Consider the following 19,966-nt stretch of genomic DNA (forward strand, 5'->3'; position numbering starts at 1 on the left):
GCCGGCCCCCTCTGGCCGGTACCGCAGCCGACGACGTCCGCACCGCATCCATAAACCCCCCAAACCCAGGGAGAACCATGCCCACTGCACAGGAGCAGACCACAACCGGGATACCGCGGCGGGTGATCTGGCTGGCGCTCGCGGGGGCGGTGGGCGGATTCCTCTTCGGCTTCGACTCATCAGTGGTCAACGGCGCCGTGGACGCCATGAAGGAAGAGTTTGCGCTCTCGGAGGCCGTCACGGGCTTCGCTGTGGCCATCGCCCTGCTGGGCTGCGCGGCCGGCGCCTTCCTGGCCGGCAAGGTTGCGGACCGGTACGGCCGCATCCCGGCCATGAAGCTGGGCGCCCTGCTGTTCCTGGTCAGCGCCGTGGGCACCGGCTTTTGCTTCGGCGTGTGGGACCTGATTTTCTGGCGCCTGGTGGGCGGGCTGGGCATCGGGCTGGCGTCTGTCATCGCCCCTGCCTACATCTCCGAGATTTCGCCGCGGAAGGTGCGCGGCCGGCTGGCGTCGCTGCAGCAGCTGGCCATCACCACGGGTATCTTCGCCGCGCTGCTGTCCGACGCGCTCCTGGCCACCAGTGCCGGCGGCGCGGACCAGGCCTTCTGGCTGGGCATTGAATCATGGCGCTGGATGTTCCTGGCCGCCGCCGTCCCGGCCGTCGTTTACGGCTGGGTTGCCTTCACCCTGCCCGAGTCCCCGCGGTTCCTGGTGTTCCAGGGCAAGGAGGACCAGGCCCGGAAGGTCTTCGAGTCCATCGCGCCCTCCGAGGATGCCGACCGCCATATCCGGGAAATCCGCGAAGCCATCGAGGAAGACAAGCTGGCCGGCCAGAAGGGGTCCCTCCGCGGCAGGACGTTCGGCCTCCAGGCTGTGGTCTGGGTGGGCATCACGCTGTCGGTCCTGCAGCAGTTCGTGGGCATCAACGTGATCTTCTACTACTCCACCACCCTCTGGAAGGCAGTGGGGTTCCAGGAGAAGGATTCCCTGGCCATCTCGGTGGCAACCTCCATCACCAACATCCTGGTGACCCTGGTGGCCATCGCCCTGGTGGACCGGGTGGGCCGCCGGCCCATCCTGCTGGCCGGATCCGTGGGCATGGCCGTGTCCCTGGGCGCCATGGCCGTGGCCTTTTCCTCTGCAACGGGCAGCGGCGAGGACATCAGCCTGCCGGGCGCGTGGGGTCCCGTGGCCCTGGTGGCCGCGAACATCTTCGTGGTCAGCTTCGGCGCGTCCTGGGGGCCGCTGGTGTGGGTGCTCCTGGGCGAGATCTTCCCGTCCAGGATCCGTGCCCGCGCCCTGGGCCTGGCCGCGGCGGCACAGTGGGTGGCCAACTTCGCGATCACCCTCAGCTTCCCGGTCATGGCTGCAGCCTCGCTGCCGCTGACCTATGCCATGTACGCGCTGTTCGCGGCCGCGTCCTTCTTCTTCGTCATGTTCAAGGTGCCGGAGACCAACGGCATGTCCCTGGAGCAGGCAGAGACGCTCTTCGTCCCCAAGGGTTCCGCCAAGTAACGCCCCATCAGCTTCCGCAGGAAAACAACAAACCCTCCATCACATGATGGAGGGTTTGTTTGTTTGGATGCCTGGACCGGTGCCTAGACCACGTGCGGCTCGTGCGAGGACAGGTAGGCCCGGCCGCCGAACGCGACCAGGATGGCGATCGCCATGGCCAGCGCCCCGGCAAAGAACGGAACCTGCGGGCCAAAGTGCTCACCGAGCTGTGCCGCCGCGAATGGGGCCAGGGCGCCGCCCATCCAGCGGACGAAGTTGTAGCCGGAGGAAGCCACCGGCCGCGGCGAATCAGAGACGCCCATGGCCAGTTCCGTGTAGATGGTGTTGTTGATGCCCAGCAGCGCACCGGCAACAATGACCAGGACGACGACGGCCGGGACCGAGTGCCCCGCCGCCAGTCCCAGCCCGGCCAGGTCCAGCATGAGGACGAACAGGGTGCCGGTGAGAACCTTGACGGCGCCGAAGCGGCGCTGCAGCACCGGTGCCACGAAGACGGAGAAGACGGCCACGGCCACACCCCAGCCAAAGAAGACGCCGCCGATGCCATAGGCGTTCATGCCCAGGATGAACGGGGTGAAAGCCAGGATGGTGAAGAAGCCGTAGTTGTAGAACAAGCCGCTTGCCGCCGTCGTCCGCAGTCCCTTGTGGCCCAGTGCCAGCAGGGGGTCGCGCAGCCGCACTTTGCGCTCAGGCAATGGGGTTTTGGGGAGCAGGGCGATCAGGGCGACGAAGGCGGCGGCCATCAGGACGGCGGTGCCGAAGAACGGGGCGCGCCACTGCCAGCCGCCAAGGAGTGCGCCCAGCAGCGGGCCGAGCGAGATGCCCAGGCCCAGTGCTGCCTCGTAAAGGATGATGGCCGTGCCGGCGCCGCCGCTGGCCACGCCTACGATCACGGCGAGCGCGGTGGCGACGAACAGGGCATTGCCCAGTCCCCAGCCGGCCCGGAAGCCCACCAGTTCACCGACACTGCCGGACAGCCCCGAGAGCGACGCAAAGACGACGATGACGGCCAGGCCGATCAGCAGGGTCCGCTTGCCGCCAATCCGCGAGGAGACGTACCCCGTAATCAGCATGGCCAGAGCGGTGACCAGGAAGTAGCTGGTGAAAAGCAGGGACACCTGGCTGGGGCTGGCGTCCAGGTTGGTGGCGATGGCCGGCAGGATGGGATCCACCAGCCCGATGCCCATGAAGGCGAACACTGCGGCGAGGGCGGTGGCCCACACCGCCTTGGGCTGCTTCAGGAATGAGGCCTTTTCAGCCTTCAACGTTGATTCTGGTGCTTGCAGGGTTTCTGCGAGCTGGCCGTCCATGGAGGATGCTCCTAAGTTCGTGGCTGGATCAGTTCTGGAGGGATGCATTGATTTTGTCGATGACCGGCAGGGCCTCCGCCAGGGCCTTGCGGTCCCGGTCCGTGAGGGTGCTGAGGATGTCGGCCATCACCTGGTTCCGCCGTCGGTCGGCAGAGTCGACGGCGGCCCTGCCTTCGTCGGTCAGGATCACTCTGACCGCGCGGGAGTCCGCCGGGTCCGGCTCGCGGCGGACCAGGCCCGCGCGCTCGAGCTTGATGATCTGTTCGGTGGCACTGGGCACGCGGACCCCCAGGTTCCGGGCGATCTCACCGACGCGCTGGCCTTCGCCGAGCAGCATCTTGAGCGTGCTGAGCTGGGCGGCGCTAAGTTCGCCGTCCGCGTCGAGCCGCCGGACCAGGTACACGCTGTGGCGCAGGGCTTCGCGGAAGCCGCTGGCGAGCTCCTGCAGTTGGGTATCGTCGTCATTCATCATTAGGTAGCCTAACATTTAGGGCACCTAACGGTCAAGGGTTTACAGTGCCAGCTTCATGCCCACGTGGCTGGCCTCGAACCCCAGCTGCCCATAAAACCTGTGGGCGGCCGAGCGGCTTGTGTGGGTGGTCAACTGCATTAGGCTGCAGCCGCGGCTCCGGGACTCACCGATGGCCCATCTCACCATCAGCTTGCCGATGCCCTGCCCGCGCAGGGACGATGCCACCCGGACTCCCTCCAGCTGCGAGCGCCATGCCCCCTGCCGGGAGATTCCCGGGAGGAAACTCAGCTGGAACGTGGCAACCACCGGCCCGGCTTCTTCGCCGGGTGCTGCCAGCTCCCCCACCAGCAGCAGGTGAGCCGGATCGGCCTCGATCGCCGCGAAGGCGCGCTCGTAGGGCTCCATGTCCGCGGCTGCTTCGCGGCCGGCCCCCAGGGCATCGTCCGCCAGCAGGCGCACCATAGCGGGCAGGTCCGCCCGGTTGGCATGGCGGAGGCGGAACATCCCGCCGTCGACGTCGGCGGTGAGCAAGGCGGCGGCATCCGTATTCTGGTTCACCCGCCCAGCTTTGCACAGGATCTGCGCGGGGGTTCGGGAAGAACGCGTCAAAGGTGAGCGGGCGTTGGATGGGGCACAGCAAAAGGGCGACGCCGGCACTCTGCTGAGTGCCGACGTCGCCCTCTCTGCAGTACGTCGATTGGTTCGGAAGGCGGACCCGGTCAGGCGGGAGTGCCGGCCATTTCCGCCTGCCGCTCCTCCACAAGGGTGGCAACGGCGGCAAACAGCGGGTGGCCAGGCGCCAGCCCGGTGATCCTTTCGGTGGCAGCGGTGGGGCTGGCCGAGCCGAGGATGGCTGCCAGCTCGGTGGCCTCGGCATCAGCGGGATCGTTGAACCGGAGCGCTGCCGCGATGGCACCCAGCAGGGCCTCCGGCACCACGCCGCGTTCTGCCAGTTCCGCCGCCGGGCCGATGAACCGCTCGTTCCGGCTCAGCTTCCGCAGCGGAGCCCGGCCCACGCGGTTGACGGTGTCCGGCAGGTACGGGTTGGAGAACCTGACCAGGATCTTCTGTACATAGGCTTCCTGCTCGTCGTTGCTGAACCCGTGCTTGGTCACCAGGAGCTGCTTGGTTTCCTCCAGCACCGCCCGGACATCTTCAGCCACATCCTGGTCCGCCATGGCGTCGGAGATCTTCTCCAGGCCCGCCTCGAACCCGAAGTACGCCGCCGACGCGTGGCCGGTGTTCACGGTGAAGAGCTTCCGCTCGATATAGGGCGAGAGGTCGTCCACGAAGGTGGCACCGGGGATCGCGGGAGCGGAGTCACCGAAGGCGGTGCGGTCGATGACCCATTCGTAAAAAGTCTCCACGGTGACGTCCAGGCCCTGGCCGGCTTCCTGGTTGGGCACGATCCGGTCGACAGCAGTGTTGGCGAACACCGCTTTGCCGTCCAGGACTGCCGCGGTGGCACCGGGCTGGGCCGCCACTTCCTTGGCCAGGAGGTCCGTGGCATTGATCGCGTTCTCGCAGGCCATGACCTGCAGGGGAGCCCGGCCGGGCTCCCGCGCAACGATGCCCTTGGCGATCACGGGCGCCACGAACTTCAGGATGTGCGGACCCACCGCCGTGGTGACGATGTCCGCCGTCGCGATCTCGGAGACGAGTTCCGCTTCCTGGGCGTTGGAGTTCAGCGCCCGGAAGTTGTCCACCGTCCGCACGGCGGGGTCCTCCCCCACCTCGTGCACGGCGTAGCTGTCCGCTTCCTTGAGCCGGTTGATCAGGTCCTCGGCCACGTCCGCGAACACCACCTCGTAGCCGGCGTCATGCAGGAGCAGCCCCACGAAGCCGCGGCCGATGTTGCCGGCCCCAAAATGTACTGCCTTCACTATGCGTTGACCTTTCCGAAGAGTTCCAGGACTTCATCCTCGGACGTGGCGGCCTCGAGCCGGGCAACCTGTTCCTTGTTTGTGAAGACCTTGGCGATGGAGGACAGGATGTGCAGGTGCTCGTTGTTGATGCCGGCAACGCCCACCACGAACTTGACCTGCTTGCCGTTCCAGTCAATGCCTTCCGGGTAGCGGATCACGGACACGGCCGACTTGCGGATGTGGTCCTTGGCGGCGTTGGTGCCGTGCGGGATGGCCAGGAAGCTGCCCATGTAGGTGGACACGGATTCTTCCCGCTCGTGCATGGCGGCGATGTAGCCCTCATCCACGGCTCCGCGGGCCAGCAGCAGCCGGCCGGCTTCGTCAATGGCGGCGTCGCGGGTGGTGGCGGAGCCCCGCATGACCACGCTCTCGCGGGCCAGGATGTCCGAGCTTCCGCTCGCCGCGGCTCCGCTTCCGGCTGCACCTGCCGCGGCAGGGGCTGCGTCCACCGGGGCATCGGCGGCATGCGCACCGTGGGTGGTGCCGGCGTCGGACGTTCCGCTCTCGGTGTTGCTCTCGCGGACCAGCTCGACGATCTCGTCATAGCGCGGGCTGCTCATGAAGTTGTCCACGGAGTAGTGGACGGCGCTGGACGTGGCAGGCTTGGCCCGTTCGGTCAGGTCCTGGTGGGTGACCACCACGTCATAGGTGTCACTGAGGTTGGCAATGGAGGCGTTGGTGACCTTGACGTCCGGGAAGCCGGCCGCCTTGATCTTGTTCCGCAGCACCGAGGCGCCCATGGCGCTGGAGCCCATGCCGGCGTCACATGCAAACACGACGTTGCGGACGGGGCCGGCCAGGACGCCCACTCCGCCACGGCCGCCGGACTCGGCACCTGCGGAAGCGCCTGCACCGGTGAGGGTGGAGGACACCGAGCTCTTCTTGCCCTTCATTGCCTCCATGCGGGCGGTGGCGTCGCCCAGGTCGGCTTCGTCGCTGTGCTTGGTGGTCTTCATGATGACGGAGGCCACCAGGAAGGACGCCGTGGTGGCGAGCACCACCGACAGGATCACGCCGAGGTAGCTGTCACGGGACGTCTGGGCCAGCACCGCGATGATGGAACCCGGGGCGGCGGGGGCGACGAGTCCTGCGCCGGTGACGGCCAGGGTGGCGATGCCGGTCATGCCGCCGGCGATGGCCGCCAGGATCAGCAGCGGGCGCATCAGCACGTACGGGAAGTAGATTTCGTGGATGCCGCCCAGGAAGTGGATGATCGCAGCACCGGGGGCCGACGCCTTGGCGGCACCGCGGCCGAAGAACATGTAGGCCAGCAGGATGCCCAGGCCCGGACCCGGGTTGGCCTCGAGCAGGAACAGGATGGACTTGCCCTGGTCCAGCGACTGCTGGACGCCCAGCGGGGTGAGCACACCGTGGTTGATGGCGTTGTTCAGGAACAGCACCTTGGCAGGTTCGATGAAGATGCTGGTCAGCGGCAGGAGGCCGTTGTTGACCAGGAACTGCACCACGTTTCCGGCGGCGGTGCTGAACGCCGTCACCAGCGGCGAGATGCCGAAGAATCCCAGCATGGCGAGCAATGCGCCCCAGATGCCGGCGGAGAAGTTGTTGACCAGCATTTCGAAGCCGGGGCGGATCTTGCCGTCCCAGAGCATGTCGATCTTCTTCATGGTCCAGCCGCCCAGCGGGCCCATGATCATGGCGCCGATGAACATGGGGATGCCGGCACCGACGATCACGCCCATGGTGCCGATGGCTCCCACCACGCCGCCGCGGACGTCATAGACGTTCTTGCCGCCGGTGTAGCCGATCAGGAGTGGCAGGAGGTAGGTGATCATCGGTCCAACCAGGCCGATGTTCGTCTTGCCGGCGGCGTTGGTGCCGAACCCGCCAAGCTCCGGAACAGGCAACCAGCCCTTCTCGATGAAGAGGGCCGTGATGATGCCCCAGGCGATGAACGCCCCGATATTGGGCATGATCATGCCGGACAGGAATGTCCCGAACTTTTGGACGTGCACGCGCGCGCTGGTGCGGGGTTTTGCAACTGTCTCTGTTGCCATGTGATTTCCTAACCTTATTCCTGCTGCTCCGCAGGAGTGGTCCGATGATTACGACGACGTACTGTTGGGTATTACGGGGTTGCGGGGCTAACCGGCGGGGCTGGTGGAGATCCGGTGCAGCCATTCGAGGAAGAGCTTGAGTTCCGAGCTGGAAAGCTGGTCAGAGTGCGAAGCCTGAAGTGCGGCGTTCAGGGCGATCGCTGCCACCACCACCGAGGACTTTCCAGTGCCGCCCGGGGCCGGGCCGCTGGCGGGCTCGGCGGACACCGCGAAGATCATGGCGTCCCGGGTCATGGTGGACAATTCGAGGTTGCGTTCGGAAGCGGGCTCCGCAATCAGCATCAGCGTCACGCCCACGTTGGCGGCCAGGATGGACCTGGCTGCCTCCCTGGGCTGGACGTTCAGCTGGCCCGCCGCCGCTGCCTTGTTCAGCATCTCCTCCATGAGCGCCTCGGCGTCTGCCACGATGGCAGGCCTGCTCTCCGGGCGGATATTGCCGAACATCACCAGGTACAGCTCAGGCTGGTTCAGTCCGAACTGGACGTGGTTGTCCCACATTCTCCGGATGTCCTCGAGCGGCCGTCCGGAGGGGGCGAAATCCCTTTCGCCCGCGACATATTCTTCAAACCCTGCGGCGACGACGGCGTCGAACAGACCTTCCTTGTCACCGAAGTGGTGGTACAGGGTGGGCGCCGAAACCCCCGCCAGCTGGGTGATCTGGCGGGTGGACACCGGAGCTCCCGCGGATTTTGCCAGCAGTTCCGCGGCAGCACGGAGCAGCCGCATTTTGGGGGGAAGCTGGCCATCCAAACTCATAACCGCTACCCTAGCACCTATAGCGTTGCTATATGAACTGAATCACATACAATTTTTTCAGGCACGTTTCCCACCCCGGACGTAGCAGTCCCCGGGCGGACCCGGCACGGCGCCGGAGAATTTGGCGGGCCTGTCTACCGGCAGAGAATGAGGACCTTCAGTGCAGAACTTCCCAGGAGTAGGCGTCAGCCCAGGCCGCGTCATCGGCACCGTCCGGCAGATGCCCAAACCGATCAGTGAGCCTCCCGCCGGTGAACAGCTGGCCCCGGGCACCACTGCCGAGGAAGCCACCGCGGCACTGAAGGCAGCCTCACAGGCCGTGCACGACGAGCTGAAGGACCGCGCCGCCCACGCCACCGGCGACGGCAAGGCCGTCCTGGAGGCCACCGCGCTGATGGCCAAGGACACCATGCTGATCAAGGGGGCAGCCAAACTGGTGGCGCGGGGCACCTCCGCCGAACGCGCCATCTGGGAATCCGGTTCCTCCGTATCCGAGATGCTCCACAACCTGGGCGGCTACATGGCCGAACGCGCCACCGATGTCCTGGACGTCCGCGCCCGGATCGTGGCCGAACTCCGGGGGGTTCCAGCACCCGGCATTCCCGCCTCCAACACCCCGTTCGTCCTGGTGGCAGAGGACCTGGCCCCCGCGGACACGGCGACACTCGACCCGAACAAGGTCCTGGCGCTGGTTACTGCAGGCGGCGGCCCGCAGTCGCACACCGCCATCATCGCCCGGTCCCTCGGCCTGCCCGCAGTGGTGGCCGCCGTGGGCGTGGACGAGCTCCCGGACGGCATCGAGGTGTACGTGGATGGAGCGGCCGGCCTCATCACCGCCGACCCCGACGAATCCCTCCGGGCAACAGCGGAAGCATGGGCCGCCACGGCATCTTTGCTGGCTGAATTCACCGGCACGGGTACGACGGCGGACGGCCACGAAGTGCCGCTGCTCGCCAACGTGGGCGGCGGCAAGGACGCCGAAGCGGCGGCAAAGCTGGGCGCCCAGGGCGTGGGCCTGTTCCGTACCGAGTTCTGCTTCCTGGAACGGGACACCGAACCCAGCGTTGAGGAGCAGGCCGCAGCCTACAAGAGCGTTTTCGATGCCTTCCCGGGCAAGAAGGTGGTCCTGCGCACGCTGGACGCCGGCGCCGACAAGCCGCTGCCGTTCCTGACGGACTCCACCGAGCCCAACCCCGCCCTGGGTGTCCGCGGCTACCGCACCGACTTCACCACTCCGGGCGTCCTGGACCGCCAGCTGGAAGCCATCGCCCTGGCCCAGAAGAAGTCCGAGGCGGACGTCTGGGTCATGGCGCCGATGATCTCCACTGCGGAAGAAGCCTCGCGTTTCGCTTCCATGTGCGCCGATGCCGGCATCCAGACCCCCGGCGTGATGGTGGAAGTCCCCTCTGCTGCCCTCACGGCCGAGGCCATCCTGCGTGAAGTGGGCTTTGCCAGCCTTGGCACCAACGACCTGACGCAGTACGCCATGGCCGCCGACCGCCAGCTCGGGCCGCTGGCCAACTTGAACACCCCGTGGCAGCCCGCCGTCCTGCGCCTCGTGGGCCTTACCGTTGAAGGATCACGGGCGGAGGGACACAACAAGCCCGTGGGCGTCTGTGGGGAGGCTGCCGCCGATCCCGCCCTCGCCGTCGTCCTCACGGGCCTTGGCGTCAGCACCCTGTCCATGACGGCACGCTCACTCGCCGCCGTGGCAGCGGTCCTGAAGACGGTGACCCTCTCCGAAGCCCAGGAGCTGGCGAAGCTGGCCCTGTCCGCACCGAGTGCCACCGAGGCACGGGCGTGGGTCCGGGAAAAGCTGCCGGTATTGGAGGAGCTGGGACTCTGATGCGTCCGCGGCCAGGCCGGCCGGGGCCGGGATAGGCTACGTCCATGGCACTGATCGCTCCCCGCGTCACGGCCGGCCTGCCTGCCGGCGACGCCCACAGCCTTGCGCGCGCCCTGGTGGACAGCAATGACATCACCGTCTTCGTGGACGGCACCGTCCACCGCCTGCCCGGCCAGGCACGGGACGCCGTCGTGGATCTTCTTGCCCGGCTCAGCCGGGGCGAGACGGTGACGGTGAGCAGCGTGGAGGAAATGCTGACCACGTCGCAGGCGGCCGAGCTGGCTGGGATCTCCCACACCTACCTGCGCAACATGACGGACCGCGGTGAGATCCCGGTGGAGTACCGCGGCTCGCACCGGCGGATCCGGACAGCCGACATCATGGCGTGGCTCGAGGCCCAGAAACTCGCAGAACAAAAACGCAGGCATGACAAGACCGCCGGGGCCGACGCCGGCGGGGGCGAATAGTGCGCACCCGTATGGCCTGGACCCGGACCCGGAACGAGCCACTGAGGTCAGCCGACGTGGAGGCCGGCGGGCTCCACGGGCGCATCCTCTGGGCTGACGGTACACCTGCGCCGGGGCCGGAAAGCGCCGGCAGCCAGGCCGCGCCCGCCTACATCCTCATCCACGGCATCGGGGTTTCCCACCGCTACCTTCGGCGCCTCCACGACGAGCTCGCCGCCGTTGCCCCCACCTATTCCCTGGACCTGCCGGGTTTTGCCGGCACCCCCAAGCCCGGGCGGCAACTGTCGGTGGAGGACTACGGGGCCTTCATCGCGCAGGCATTGAAGGCCTGCGGCATTGGCTCGTATGTCCTGGTGGGACATTCGATGGGGGTCCAGTTCGCCATCGAAGCCGCGCTTGACGCACCGGAGCAGGTGCGCCGGCTGGTGCTGATGGGTCCGGTGGTGGACGCGCGGCACCGCAGCGTCCGGCGGCAGGGTTTGGCGCTGTTCCTGGACTCACTCCTCAGGGAAAGCGCCTCCTCCAACTGGCTGGTGTTCTCGGACTATTTCCGCTGCGGTCCGCGCTGGTACTTCACCATGCTGCCCGTGATGATGGCGTACCCCACCGAGCTGCGGCTGGCGGGCATCAATGTGCCTGTGCTGGTGCTGCGCGGAAAACATGACCCGGTGGCGGGTACGGATTGGTCGCTCCGGCTCTCGCAGGTTGTGCCGCAGGGAAGCTTCGTTGAGATTGGCCGGGCGGGACACGTGGCCCAGCACCTGCGCCCGGGGCAGGTCGCGGACGCCATCAAGTCTTTCGCCGGGGCCTCCGCCTAGCGTCGGGTTCCGGGCCTCAAATCCTGGGCCTTCCCGCCCAGCGCCGCATCTTGAGGGCGGCGTGCAGTTCCAGGCGGAGCATGCCCTTCAGCGGGTCCACCCCCAGCAGCTGCCGGATCCGGCCCAGCCTGTTATAGATGCTGCTGCGGTGCAGGTGGAGCTTGCCGGCTACGTCCTGCACGGATCCGTCGTTGTCATACAGGAGTTCAAGGACCGGGATGAGTTCGTCGTTGCGGTCGTGGTCCTCAAGCATGCGGAAGTAGACCGAGCCGGAGTCCGCCCAGGCTCCCACGCCGCCCCCGGCCGACGCGAGCAGCTGATAGACGCCCGTTGCGCGGCAGTCCACCAGTTCGCCCAGTTGCGGGTCCACCGCCGCCGCCTGCGCCGCCACCCGAGACTGCCGGTATGCCTCTGAAAGCTGGCGGGTTTTCGAGAAACCCTCGCTGATGCCAAGGATTATCCGGTGGACGGGACGGCCGGAGCGCTTGGCAAGCTCCAGCTGGTAGTGCACCAGGACCTGGGCGTGGTTCGCCCGGCCCGTGGACTCGCGGAACAGCACCACGGAATGCGTCTCCGTCCCGGCGCTGAACAGGGCGGCGTCCACCCCAACGGTTGCCTGGAGCGCCGTTGAGCGGTGGATCAGGGTGGACGCAATGGGGTCCGGTCCGCTGGCCCAGCCGTCTGCATCGAGTACCGTAACCATCTGCCACGGGCCCCGGCCCTGGACTTCCTTCCAGCCGGCCACGGCGGCCACGGCATTGGGTTCCCCTGCACAGGCGGCGAGGAACTCCCGCTCCCGGCCGCGCCGGAACTCGGATTCCGCCGTATTGGAGTCGAGCAGGAGGCCGGAGAGCAGCTCAAGCTCGTGGTTTACGCCCGGCAATTGGGTGAGGATCGCCGTCGGGCTTTCCTCCGCGGAGTCCTGCTGCACCCAGAGGTAGCCCACGCGGAATCCCCGCACCATGAGCGGAACGCAAACCCGGCCCAGCATGCCCAGGTCCGGGTTGGCGGGAACCACAACGGGCCGCACGGCAGTGGCGATGCCGTGGGAGAGCTGCCATGCGCTCACGTCCGCCGAAACCTTCTTGCTAAGGAGGAAGTTCACCCGCACCCGGTCTGCATGGGACTGGTTGGAGCTGTACGCAAGCAGCAGGCCGTCCAGGTCCTCGAGGGAAAGGCCGCGTCCCAGCTTCTGTCCCACCTGTTCCACAAGCTGTTCCACACCCTGCTGCTGCATGGGCCAACACTACTGCTCCGGAAGCCCGCTGGACGAACGGACACGAGGCGACACCTGACGCCCCACAACTCGACAGATGTCTACCTGGAAGCCGCAAAAACCGCGGAACTGCGCGGTCCCTGCGCAGGGCTTCAGGCTCCCTCGTGTCATGTGGCTCACAGCCGGATTTATCGTTGAAACACGAAATCCTTTCCGTTTTACGGCCCACCGGCCCCACACCCTGGAGCAGACGATGATCATCGGCGTCCCCAAAGAAATCAAGAACAACGAGTTCCGCGTGGCCATCACCGCGGCCGGCGTCCACGAGTTCCTTACTCACGGGCACACCGTCCTGGTGGAGCGCGGGGCCGGCCTGGGCTCAGGTATTACCGACGAGGAATACTCGATCGCCGGTGCCGAAATCGTCAACGAGGCCGATGACGTCTGGGGCCGCGCGGACATGGTCATGAAGGTCAAGGAACCCATCAAGGCCGAGTACCACCGCTTCCGCAAGGGCCTGATCCTCTTCACCTACCTGCACCTGGCTGCCGAGCCGGAACTGACCAGGGAGCTCATCAACTCCGGCGTCACCGCCATCGCCTACGAAACCGTGCAGGAGGGCCGGTCGCTGCCGCTGCTCGCCCCGATGTCCGAGGTTGCAGGCCGCCTGTCCGTCCAGGTGGGCGCCACCTCGCTCATGGCTCCGGCCGGCGGCAAGGGCGTGCTGCTGGGCGGCGTTCCCGGCGTTCGCCCCGCCAAGGTGGTTGTCCTCGGCGCCGGTGTCGCCGGCACCAACGCCGCCGCCATGGCCCTTGGCCTGGGTGCCGACGTCACCATCCTGGACATCAACATCAACCGCCTGCGCGAACTGGACGCCCAGTACCAGGGGCGGCTGAAGACGGTCGCTTCCAACAAGTACGAGATCGAAAAGTCAGTGGTGGACGCGGACCTGGTGATCGGTTCCGTCCTGATCCCGGGCGCCAAGGCCCCCAAGCTGGTCACCAACGACCTCGTGGCCCGGATGAAGCCCGGCTCGGTCCTGGTGGACATCGCGGTGGACCAGGGCGGCTGCTTCGAGGACACCCACCCCACCACGCACCAGGAACCCACGTACAAGGTGCACAACACCATCTTCTACTGCGTGGCCAACATGCCCGGCGCCGTGCCCAACACCTCCACCTATGCGCTGACCAACGTCACCCTGCGCTACGCGGTGTCCCTCGCCAACCTGGGCGTCAAGGCCGCCTTCGACCGCGACCCCGCCCTCGCCGCCGGCCTGAACATCGCCGCCGGCCACGTGGCACACCACTCCGTGTCCGAGGCCCACGACCTGCCCCTCGTCGCCGACTGGCACGAGCTGGTTTCCGCCTAGTCCACTCCATCGATTGCTCCGTACTTGTCCTTTTGAACGCTCAGAACGACAAGTACGGAGCAATCGATGAGTCTTTTAACCCAGTTCCCGGGCGGTCTCGATGATTTTGATGACCTCGACGGCGTCTTCCGGGTTTACGGGGAGGGGCAGGGCTGACGCCGTGCCGCCGTCGAGGATCTTCGCCGCCAGGATCCGGTAGAACTCCGGGTAGGCGCCGCGTTCGGTGGGGAGCCGGTCCAGGTGGCCGTCGCGGCCCAGGAGCCCTGCCCATTCCGGCGTCTCCTGGCCGTAGGCTGGGTCCTGGGGACTGCCGCCTGCCGCAATATAAGGCTCCTGCGGGTCCACGCCATTCTTGGTGAAGCCGCCTATTGAGCCCAGCACCCGGAAGCGCGGCCCCTGCTGCGCGCACAGCATGTTCATGGTCAGATGGCTGGTTACACCGGAATCGTGGCGGAGGACCAGGAAGACGTCATCATCCGCCCGCTCGTCGGACCGCCGGGCCTTCAGCTCCGCGTGCAGCACCGTGGCCGGGCCGAACAGCTGCAGCGCCTGGTCGATCAGGTGGCTGCCGAGATCGAACAGGGCCCCTCCCCCGTCGGCGGCCGTGGCCCTCGCCTTCCAGGCTTTTGCGATGGCCGGGGACCAGCGCTCGAAGCGGGATTCGAACCGGATCACGTTTCCCAAGGCCTGGGCCACCAGGAGCTTCCGCAAAGTGAGGAAGTCACCGTCCCACCGCCGGTTATGGAACACCGTGAGCACCCGGCCCCGCTGCTGCGCCAGCTCAATCAGTTCCTGCCCCTGGCCGCTGGTGACCGCGAAGGGCTTGTCCACCACCACGTCCAGCCCCGCCTCCAGCGCCGCCCTGGCCACCGGATAATGCGTCGCGGGCGGCGTCGCCAGGACCACAAGGTCAAGGTTGGCTGCGCGCCCCAGGACAGCATCGGCGTCGCGCACCACTGCCGCGCCCGGAAGCCGGGATGAGGCCGCCGCGCTCCGTCCGGCGTCAGACGTGGCCACGACGTCCAGCGAGTAATCGCTGTTGGCGGCCAGCAACGGCACGTGGAACACACTGCCGGCAAGCCCGTAGCCGACGACGGCGGTACGGATGGTGCGGGGGTCGCCTTCAGTTCCGGTCATGGAAGCAACGCTACCCCCGTCCCCGCGTGGTTAAAGAAGCCGGCACCCCTGGTAATCCAGGGGTGCCGGCTCTCCGCTACGCGGGCAAGGCCGCGGGAGTGGTGGCTACTTCTTTTCCCAGCCGATGGTGGTCCAGTCCGGAACCTGCGAGAGGCTCTGGAACAGGGACGGGCCGTAGTTGGCCAGGCCGGTGCGGACGAAGGAGATCTGCGGGCCGTTCATGACCACGCCCATGGAGAAGTATTTCGCCATGTGCTCCTTCTCTACGTCCATGGCAGCCTTGTTGCGGGCTGCGTTGTCCTCGATGGAGGCGAGGTCCGCGATCTTCTTGTCCAGCTCGGCGTCGCCCAGCTTGTTCTCGTTTGTCTTGGAGTCGTAGTACTGCTTGACGGCGTCGGTGGCGTCCGCGCCCACGGTGTAGCCGGAGACGCTCATGTCGAATTCGCGGGAACCGAGAACCTTACCGAAGTCGGCGGAGGCGCGCTGATCGATGCCCACGTCCATGCCGCCTGCCTGGAGCTGCTTCTGCAGGGTCTGGGTGAAGGCGAGGGTGGTGGGATCGTCGCCGAAGTTGCTGATCTTGAAGGCGGCGGCCTTGCCGTCCTTCTCCATGATGCCGTTGGCGTTGGCCGTGTAACCGGCGTCGGTGAGGACCTTCTTGGCGGCGTCCGGCCCCGTTTCCTTGACCGGGTAGTTGTCCTGGTAGTAATCCGAGAACGGCAGCAGCATCATGGAGCCGGAGCTGGGCTCTTCCCAGTTGAGGCCGTTGAAGCGCACCTTGCGGAGGGCTTCGCGGTCGACGGCGGCGAAGATGGCCTTGCGGACGGCAACATCGGTGATGCGCTGGGCGTTCAGGTTCATGCCGCCGGCGAAGAGGCGCTGGCCGCGGCGGATGTCTGAATCCTTGGTGCCGTCAAGCTGCTTGTAGAGAGAGATGGTGTTGGCGGACATGGCGTCGATCTCGCCGTTCTTGAATGCCGCAATCTGCGCGCTCGTTTCCAGCTGGCGGAAGGTGACATTGGCCAGGACCGGCTTCTGGCCCCACCACTTGTCATTCGGCACCAGGGTTACGGTCTTTGCGGCGGTGTCGTACTGGTCCAGCTTGAACGGACCGGCCATCCACTCGGGGTGCAGGTTGCCGTTGTAGCCCTCGTTGAAGATTTCAGGGGTGTTGACGGCAGGGTGGATGAGGCCGAAGAAGAGGGAATCCACCGGGAAGACCGGGCGGCTCGTCTTAACGATGACTTCCTTGTCGTTGCTGCCTGCCTCGACAGAATCAACGAACTCGTAGGCACCCGAGCTGACGATGTCGTAGCCGGCATCGGGGCTCTTGAGGGTGTTCCAGGTGTTCTTGAAGGCCTTCACGTCGATGGGCGTGCCGTCGTTGTAGGTGGCCTTGGGGTTCACCTTGATGGTGATGGTCTGCTTGCCGTCCTTGACTTCGCTGTCCACTGATTCACAGAAGTCAGTGTTGGGCGTGACCTTGCCCTTGAAGTCAACCTTCCAGCAGCCGCCGATGCCGCCGCTGTTCATCCCGACGGGGTTCATCGGAACCTGCAGGGCGGAGTTGTCCGCGCTGTTGCCGTTGTTGGAGAACCCGTTGAAATCCGGGCCAATGTTGCCCAGCGGAAGGGTGACCTTGCCGCCCTGCTGGAGGTCGGCTGCCGGCTTCTCGTTGATGCTGATCAGCTTGGACAGGTCACTTCCGGATTCCTGGCCCTTGGCCGTTTCGGGGCCGCTGGCACCGCCACCGCCGCAGGCCGTCAGCGCCAGGGCCGCAGCAACGGCTGCAGCTCCGCCGATCCTGTTCAGTTTCCTCATGGTTTTCCCTTCATTGTGGTGCGAGTGGTGGTGCTTGTGGGTCGAGAAATTCTAGGGCGCATGGTGGTCCGCCGTTTCGTGGACCACCAGCATGTCCTCATCCAGCTCCCCGTCCGGGAAGAAACAGGCGAACTGCTGGTCCGTGGCGGACACCGCTGCTTCCAGGGGCGGTTCCAGGGTCAGGCACTTCTCCTGCTTGGCCGGCGGCAGCGCCGCGAAGACAGGACAACGGGTGGCGAAGTTGCAGCCTTTGGGCGCCTGCAGCGGTGAGGGCAGGTCGCCCTGGAGGATGATGCGTTCGCGGGTGCGTTCCAGCTGGGGGTCCGGCACGGGGATGGCCGAGAGGAGCGCACGGGTGTAGGGGTGGCGGGGGTTGTCGAAGACGCGGTCCACCGCCCCGATCTCCACGATCTTCCCCAGGTACATCACGGCCACGCGGTTGGAGATGTGGCGCACCACCGAGAGGTCGTGCGCCACCAGCAGGTAGCTCAGGCCCAGTTCGGCGCGCAGGTGGTCCAGCAGGTTGATGACGCCGGCCTGGACCGACACGTCGAGGGCCGAGACGGGCTCGTCCAGGACCACCAGCTTGGGGTTCACCGCCAGTGCGCGGGCAATGCCGATCCGCTGGCGCTGGCCGCCGGAGAACTGGTTGGGGAAGCGGTTGACGTGGTCCGGCTGCAGGCCCACGAGCTTCATCAACTCCATGATCCGCTTCCTGATGGCGGCGCGGTCCATGCCCGCGTTCTGCAGGGGTTCGGCAAGGACTTCATAGACTGTGAACCGCGGGTCCAGGGCGCCGGTGGGGTCCTGGAACACCATCTGGAGTTCGCGCCGCATTTTGGCTTTGGTCTTGGCGTCAGCCGCCTGCTTGTTGCTCAGGCCGCCGATCACCACCTCACCGTCCTGGTCCGGGTGGAACTCCATGATTTCCAGGAGCGTGGTGGTCTTTCCCGATCCCGATTCGCCCACGATGGAGAAGCATTCGCCTTCGCGGATGTCGAAGCTCAGGCCGTCCACGGCCTTGACGGTGCCGATCCTGCGCTTGATCAGGGCGCCCCTGGTCAGCGGGAAGTGTTTCCGCACGTCCGTGAGCTGCAGTACCGTGGACCGCTCATTCCTTGGGATCGCATCGAAGCGGGACACCGGCACCGGCGGGGCGGCGAACACGTCGTGCACATCCATGCTTCCGCCCAGTGAATCGGACTTGATGCAGGCGGCCCGGTGCAGGGCCGCGCCGGCAACGGGTGTCAGGGCGGGCTCGCCGTCCAGGCAGGCGTCCGAGGCGAGGGGGCAGCGGGGCGCGAACGAGCACCCTGTGGGGGCGTGCAGCAGGTTCGGCGGCATGCCCTCGATGGGAACAAGCGAGGATTTTTCCGCCACATCCACGCGGGGCACGGCGCCGAGCAGGCCCATGGTGTAGGGCATCCGGGGGTTGTAGTAGATGTCATCAACGGCGCCGGTTTCCACCGGTTTGCCGGCATACATGACCATGATGTCGTCTGCCATCCCGGCCACCACGCCAAGGTCGTGCGTGATCATGACGACGGCGGCGCCGGTTTCCTCCTGTGCCGTGTGCAGCACCTCGAGGACCTGGGCCTGGATGGTGACGTCCAGGGCCGTCGTGGGCTCATCGGCGATCAGGACGCGGGGGTTGTTGGCGATGGCGATGGCGATCATGACGCGCTGCCGCATGCCGCCGGAAAATTCGTGCGGGAAGGCTTTCAGCCTGTCCCTGGGGCTGGGAATTCCCACCATGGCCAGCAGCTCGACGGCGCGGGCTTCTTTGGCTGTCCTGCTCATGGTGGGGTGGTGGATGGTCAGCGCCTCGACGATCTGGGTGCCCACCGTGAACACAGGGGTGAGGGAAGACAGGGGATCCTGGAAAACCATGGCGAGATCGTTGCCGCGGTACTTGCACATGTCCTTGTCGCTGAGCCCCAGCAGCTCCCGGCCCTTGAGCCGGACGGAGCCGGAGACCTGGGCCGTGGGCGGGAGGAGCCCCATGATGGCCAGCGAGGTGACCGATTTGCCGGAACCCGATTCACCCACGATTCCCAGCGTCTTGCCCGGCATCAGGTCGAAGTCGACGCCCCTGACGGCCTGGACCACGCCGTTCTCAGAGTTGAAGCGGACGTTCAGGTCACGGACGGACAGAACTGCGTCGGTGGGGGCGTGCAGTCCCGCCACGTGCAGGCGCTCCACGTCTGAGCGTGCGGGTTCAATGGCTCCGGTGGTGGTTTCGCTGCTCATGCCGTCTTCTTTTCCGCCGTGGTTTTCCGGGCTTTGGCCTTCTGGGCTTTGCCGGTGGAACTGGAGCTGGGGTCGAAGGCGTCGCGCAGGCCGTCGTTCATCATGGCCAGGGACCCGGTCAGCAGGAACATGACGGTGAGCGGAACCCAGAACATCCAGGGAAAGGTCTGCACCTGGGAGGTGGCGCCGCCGATCAGTACGCCGAGGCTGACGTCCGGGACCTTGATTCCGATGCCGATGAAGGAAAAGGCGACTTCGGCGAGGATGGCCGCGGTGACGCCGCGGGTGATGTCCAGGATCAACAGGGAGCCGATGTTCGGCACCAGGTGCCGCCAGACAATGCGCCGCGGGGGGACGCCCATGTACTGGGCTGCTTTGACGAAGTCCCGCTGCATCAGGGACATGGACATGGAGCGGATCAACCGGGCGGTGCCCATCCAGCTGAACACCAGCAGGACGATGATGAGCAGCAGCCAGGAGGGAAGGTTCCGCTTCAGGCCTTCACCTCCGCCGCTGGTGGCCACAGCAACCACCAGGAGTGCCGGCATCATGATCAGCGCTTCCAGGATGAACAGCATGACCTTATCCACTTTGCCGCCGAAGTAGGCCATGGTGCAGCCGTAGACGGCGGCGACCAGGACCGATACCAGGCCTACCACCAGGCCGATGAGGATGGAGATCCTGGTGCCCTCCACGGTCATGGCGTACAGGTCGATGCCCGCCTGTGACGTGCCGAGGTAGTGGTCGGCCGACGGCGGCATCCCGATGTTGAAGGGGTCGATGGTTTCCTTGTCCCACGGGGTGAGGAACCCCCCGATGAACGAGAAAACGGTCAGGGCCAGGAAGATGGCCAGGCCCGCCACAGCGGTCTTGTTCCGCAGGAAGCGGCGGAAAATGATGGTGTTCTTGCCAATGACGACGTCGGCGCTTTCCAGGTGCGCGTCCTGCGCCACGGCTGCCGGGTCAACGGCGTTCAGGTTGGTCATG

Annotated in this window: 16 protein-coding genes; 5 read left to right on the forward strand and 11 right to left on the reverse strand. The window is 66.4% G+C overall.

Annotated features, from left to right (window positions below):
* Positions 1-77 precede the first annotated feature (77 nt).
* The gene (locus FBY33_RS04320) at positions 78-1,514 is read left to right on the forward strand and encodes a sugar porter family MFS transporter (RefSeq protein ID WP_142029454.1); all 1,437 of its coding nucleotides are present in this window, start codon (positions 78-80) and stop codon (positions 1,512-1,514) included.
* Between the two features lie 83 nt (positions 1,515-1,597).
* Here FBY33_RS04320 and FBY33_RS04325 read toward each other — a convergent pair whose 3' ends face one another.
* The 6 genes from FBY33_RS04325 to FBY33_RS04350 all read right to left on the reverse strand — a co-directional run bounded on the left by FBY33_RS04325 (position 1,598) and on the right by FBY33_RS04350 (position 8,052).
* Positions 1,598-2,824: an MFS transporter gene (locus FBY33_RS04325; protein ID WP_142029455.1), complete on the reverse strand. Its 1,227-nt coding sequence runs from the start codon at positions 2,822-2,824 to the stop codon at positions 1,598-1,600.
* A gap of 28 nt (positions 2,825-2,852) precedes the next feature.
* Positions 2,853-3,293, reverse strand: a complete 441-nt coding sequence (locus tag FBY33_RS04330; protein ID WP_142029456.1) for a MarR family winged helix-turn-helix transcriptional regulator — start codon at positions 3,291-3,293, stop codon at positions 2,853-2,855.
* Between the two features lie 42 nt (positions 3,294-3,335).
* Complete coding sequence (locus FBY33_RS04335; RefSeq protein WP_442858342.1) at positions 3,336-3,827, reverse strand: GNAT family N-acetyltransferase; 492 nt, start codon at positions 3,825-3,827, stop codon at positions 3,336-3,338.
* Positions 3,828-4,015: 188 nt separating this feature from the next.
* Positions 4,016-5,179 (reverse strand): mannitol-1-phosphate 5-dehydrogenase, encoded by a 1,164-nt coding sequence (locus tag FBY33_RS04340; RefSeq protein WP_142029457.1) that lies wholly within the window; start codon positions 5,177-5,179, stop codon positions 4,016-4,018.
* Positions 5,179-7,236 (reverse strand): PTS mannitol transporter subunit IICBA, encoded by a 2,058-nt coding sequence (locus FBY33_RS04345; RefSeq protein ID WP_142029458.1) that lies wholly within the window; start codon positions 7,234-7,236, stop codon positions 5,179-5,181. The genes FBY33_RS04340 and FBY33_RS04345 overlap by 1 nt, the downstream gene beginning before the upstream one ends.
* Before the next feature lie 87 nt (positions 7,237-7,323).
* On the reverse strand, positions 7,324-8,052 hold the full coding sequence (locus FBY33_RS04350) for a TetR/AcrR family transcriptional regulator (protein ID WP_142029459.1): 729 nt from the start codon (positions 8,050-8,052) through the stop codon (positions 7,324-7,326).
* A 160-nt stretch (positions 8,053-8,212) separates the two neighbouring features.
* Here FBY33_RS04350 and ptsP point away from each other — a divergent pair, with 160 nt between their 5' ends.
* The 3 genes from ptsP to FBY33_RS04365 are packed head-to-tail and all read left to right on the forward strand — an operon-like array spanning position 8,213 to position 11,183.
* The gene (gene ptsP, locus FBY33_RS04355; RefSeq protein ID WP_142029460.1) at positions 8,213-9,898 is read left to right on the forward strand and encodes a phosphoenolpyruvate--protein phosphotransferase; all 1,686 of its coding nucleotides are present in this window, start codon (positions 8,213-8,215) and stop codon (positions 9,896-9,898) included.
* A gap of 44 nt (positions 9,899-9,942) precedes the next feature.
* On the forward strand, positions 9,943-10,365 hold the full coding sequence (locus FBY33_RS04360; RefSeq protein ID WP_142029461.1) for a helix-turn-helix domain-containing protein: 423 nt from the start codon (positions 9,943-9,945) through the stop codon (positions 10,363-10,365).
* Positions 10,366-10,376: 11 nt separating this feature from the next.
* Positions 10,377-11,183, forward strand: a complete 807-nt coding sequence (locus FBY33_RS04365; RefSeq protein ID WP_142032537.1) for an alpha/beta fold hydrolase — start codon at positions 10,377-10,379, stop codon at positions 11,181-11,183.
* 16 nt (positions 11,184-11,199) lie between these two features.
* Here the strand turns inward: FBY33_RS04365 and FBY33_RS04370 are convergent, their stop codons facing one another.
* Positions 11,200-12,420 carry a PucR family transcriptional regulator gene (locus tag FBY33_RS04370; RefSeq protein WP_142029462.1) on the reverse strand — a complete coding sequence of 407 codons (1,221 nt, stop codon included), beginning with the start codon at positions 12,418-12,420 and terminating at the stop codon, positions 11,200-11,202.
* Positions 12,421-12,652: 232 nt separating this feature from the next.
* Here FBY33_RS04370 and ald point away from each other — a divergent pair, with 232 nt between their 5' ends.
* Complete coding sequence (ald, locus tag FBY33_RS04375) at positions 12,653-13,771, forward strand: alanine dehydrogenase (protein ID WP_142029463.1); 1,119 nt, start codon at positions 12,653-12,655, stop codon at positions 13,769-13,771.
* A gap of 75 nt (positions 13,772-13,846) precedes the next feature.
* On the opposite strand, the gene FBY33_RS04380 is transcribed toward ald, so the two are convergent.
* The 4 genes from FBY33_RS04380 to FBY33_RS04395 form a co-directional block, all read right to left on the reverse strand.
* Entirely contained in the window at positions 13,847-14,908 is a 1,062-nt protein-coding gene (locus FBY33_RS04380) for a Gfo/Idh/MocA family protein (RefSeq protein WP_142029464.1), read from the reverse strand.
* A 105-nt stretch (positions 14,909-15,013) separates the two neighbouring features.
* Complete coding sequence (locus FBY33_RS04385; protein WP_142029465.1) at positions 15,014-16,729, reverse strand: ABC transporter family substrate-binding protein; 1,716 nt, start codon at positions 16,727-16,729, stop codon at positions 15,014-15,016.
* A 51-nt stretch (positions 16,730-16,780) separates the two neighbouring features.
* On the reverse strand, positions 16,781-18,979 hold the full coding sequence (locus FBY33_RS04390) for an ABC transporter ATP-binding protein (RefSeq protein ID WP_142029466.1): 2,199 nt from the start codon (positions 18,977-18,979) through the stop codon (positions 16,781-16,783).
* Positions 18,976-19,965 carry an ABC transporter permease gene (locus FBY33_RS04395; protein WP_142029467.1) on the reverse strand — a complete coding sequence of 330 codons (990 nt, stop codon included), beginning with the start codon at positions 19,963-19,965 and terminating at the stop codon, positions 18,976-18,978. The genes FBY33_RS04390 and FBY33_RS04395 overlap by 4 nt, the downstream gene beginning before the upstream one ends.
* Position 19,966 lies beyond the last annotated feature (1 nt).

The sequence above is a fragment of the Arthrobacter sp. SLBN-112 genome (assembly GCF_006715225.1).
Classification (GTDB): domain Bacteria; phylum Actinomycetota; class Actinomycetes; order Actinomycetales; family Micrococcaceae; genus Arthrobacter.

Bases quoted from the DNA above. Each gene is read 5' to 3' on its own strand.
- FBY33_RS04320 (WP_142029454.1), top strand. From the start codon at position 78: ATGCCCACTGCACAGGAGCAGACCACAACCGGGATACCGCGGCGGGTG.
- FBY33_RS04325 (WP_142029455.1), bottom strand. From the start codon at position 2,824: ATGGACGGCCAGCTCGCAGAAACCCTGCAAGCACCAGAATCAACGTTG.
- FBY33_RS04330 (WP_142029456.1), bottom strand. From the start codon at position 3,293: ATGAATGACGACGATACCCAACTGCAGGAGCTCGCCAGCGGCTTCCGC.
- FBY33_RS04345 (WP_142029458.1), bottom strand. From the start codon at position 7,236: ATGGCAACAGAGACAGTTGCAAAACCCCGCACCAGCGCGCGCGTGCAC.
- FBY33_RS04350 (WP_142029459.1), bottom strand. From the start codon at position 8,052: ATGAGTTTGGATGGCCAGCTTCCCCCCAAAATGCGGCTGCTCCGTGCT.
- FBY33_RS04360 (WP_142029461.1), top strand. From the start codon at position 9,943: ATGGCACTGATCGCTCCCCGCGTCACGGCCGGCCTGCCTGCCGGCGAC.
- FBY33_RS04365 (WP_142032537.1), top strand. From the start codon at position 10,377: ATGGCCTGGACCCGGACCCGGAACGAGCCACTGAGGTCAGCCGACGTG.
- FBY33_RS04370 (WP_142029462.1), bottom strand. From the start codon at position 12,420: ATGCAGCAGCAGGGTGTGGAACAGCTTGTGGAACAGGTGGGACAGAAG.
- ald (WP_142029463.1), top strand. From the start codon at position 12,653: ATGATCATCGGCGTCCCCAAAGAAATCAAGAACAACGAGTTCCGCGTG.
- FBY33_RS04380 (WP_142029464.1), bottom strand. From the start codon at position 14,908: ATGACCGGAACTGAAGGCGACCCCCGCACCATCCGTACCGCCGTCGTC.
- FBY33_RS04385 (WP_142029465.1), bottom strand. From the start codon at position 16,729: ATGAGGAAACTGAACAGGATCGGCGGAGCTGCAGCCGTTGCTGCGGCC.
- FBY33_RS04390 (WP_142029466.1), bottom strand. From the start codon at position 18,979: ATGAGCAGCGAAACCACCACCGGAGCCATTGAACCCGCACGCTCAGAC.
- FBY33_RS04395 (WP_142029467.1), bottom strand. From the start codon at position 19,965: ATGACCAACCTGAACGCCGTTGACCCGGCAGCCGTGGCGCAGGACGCG.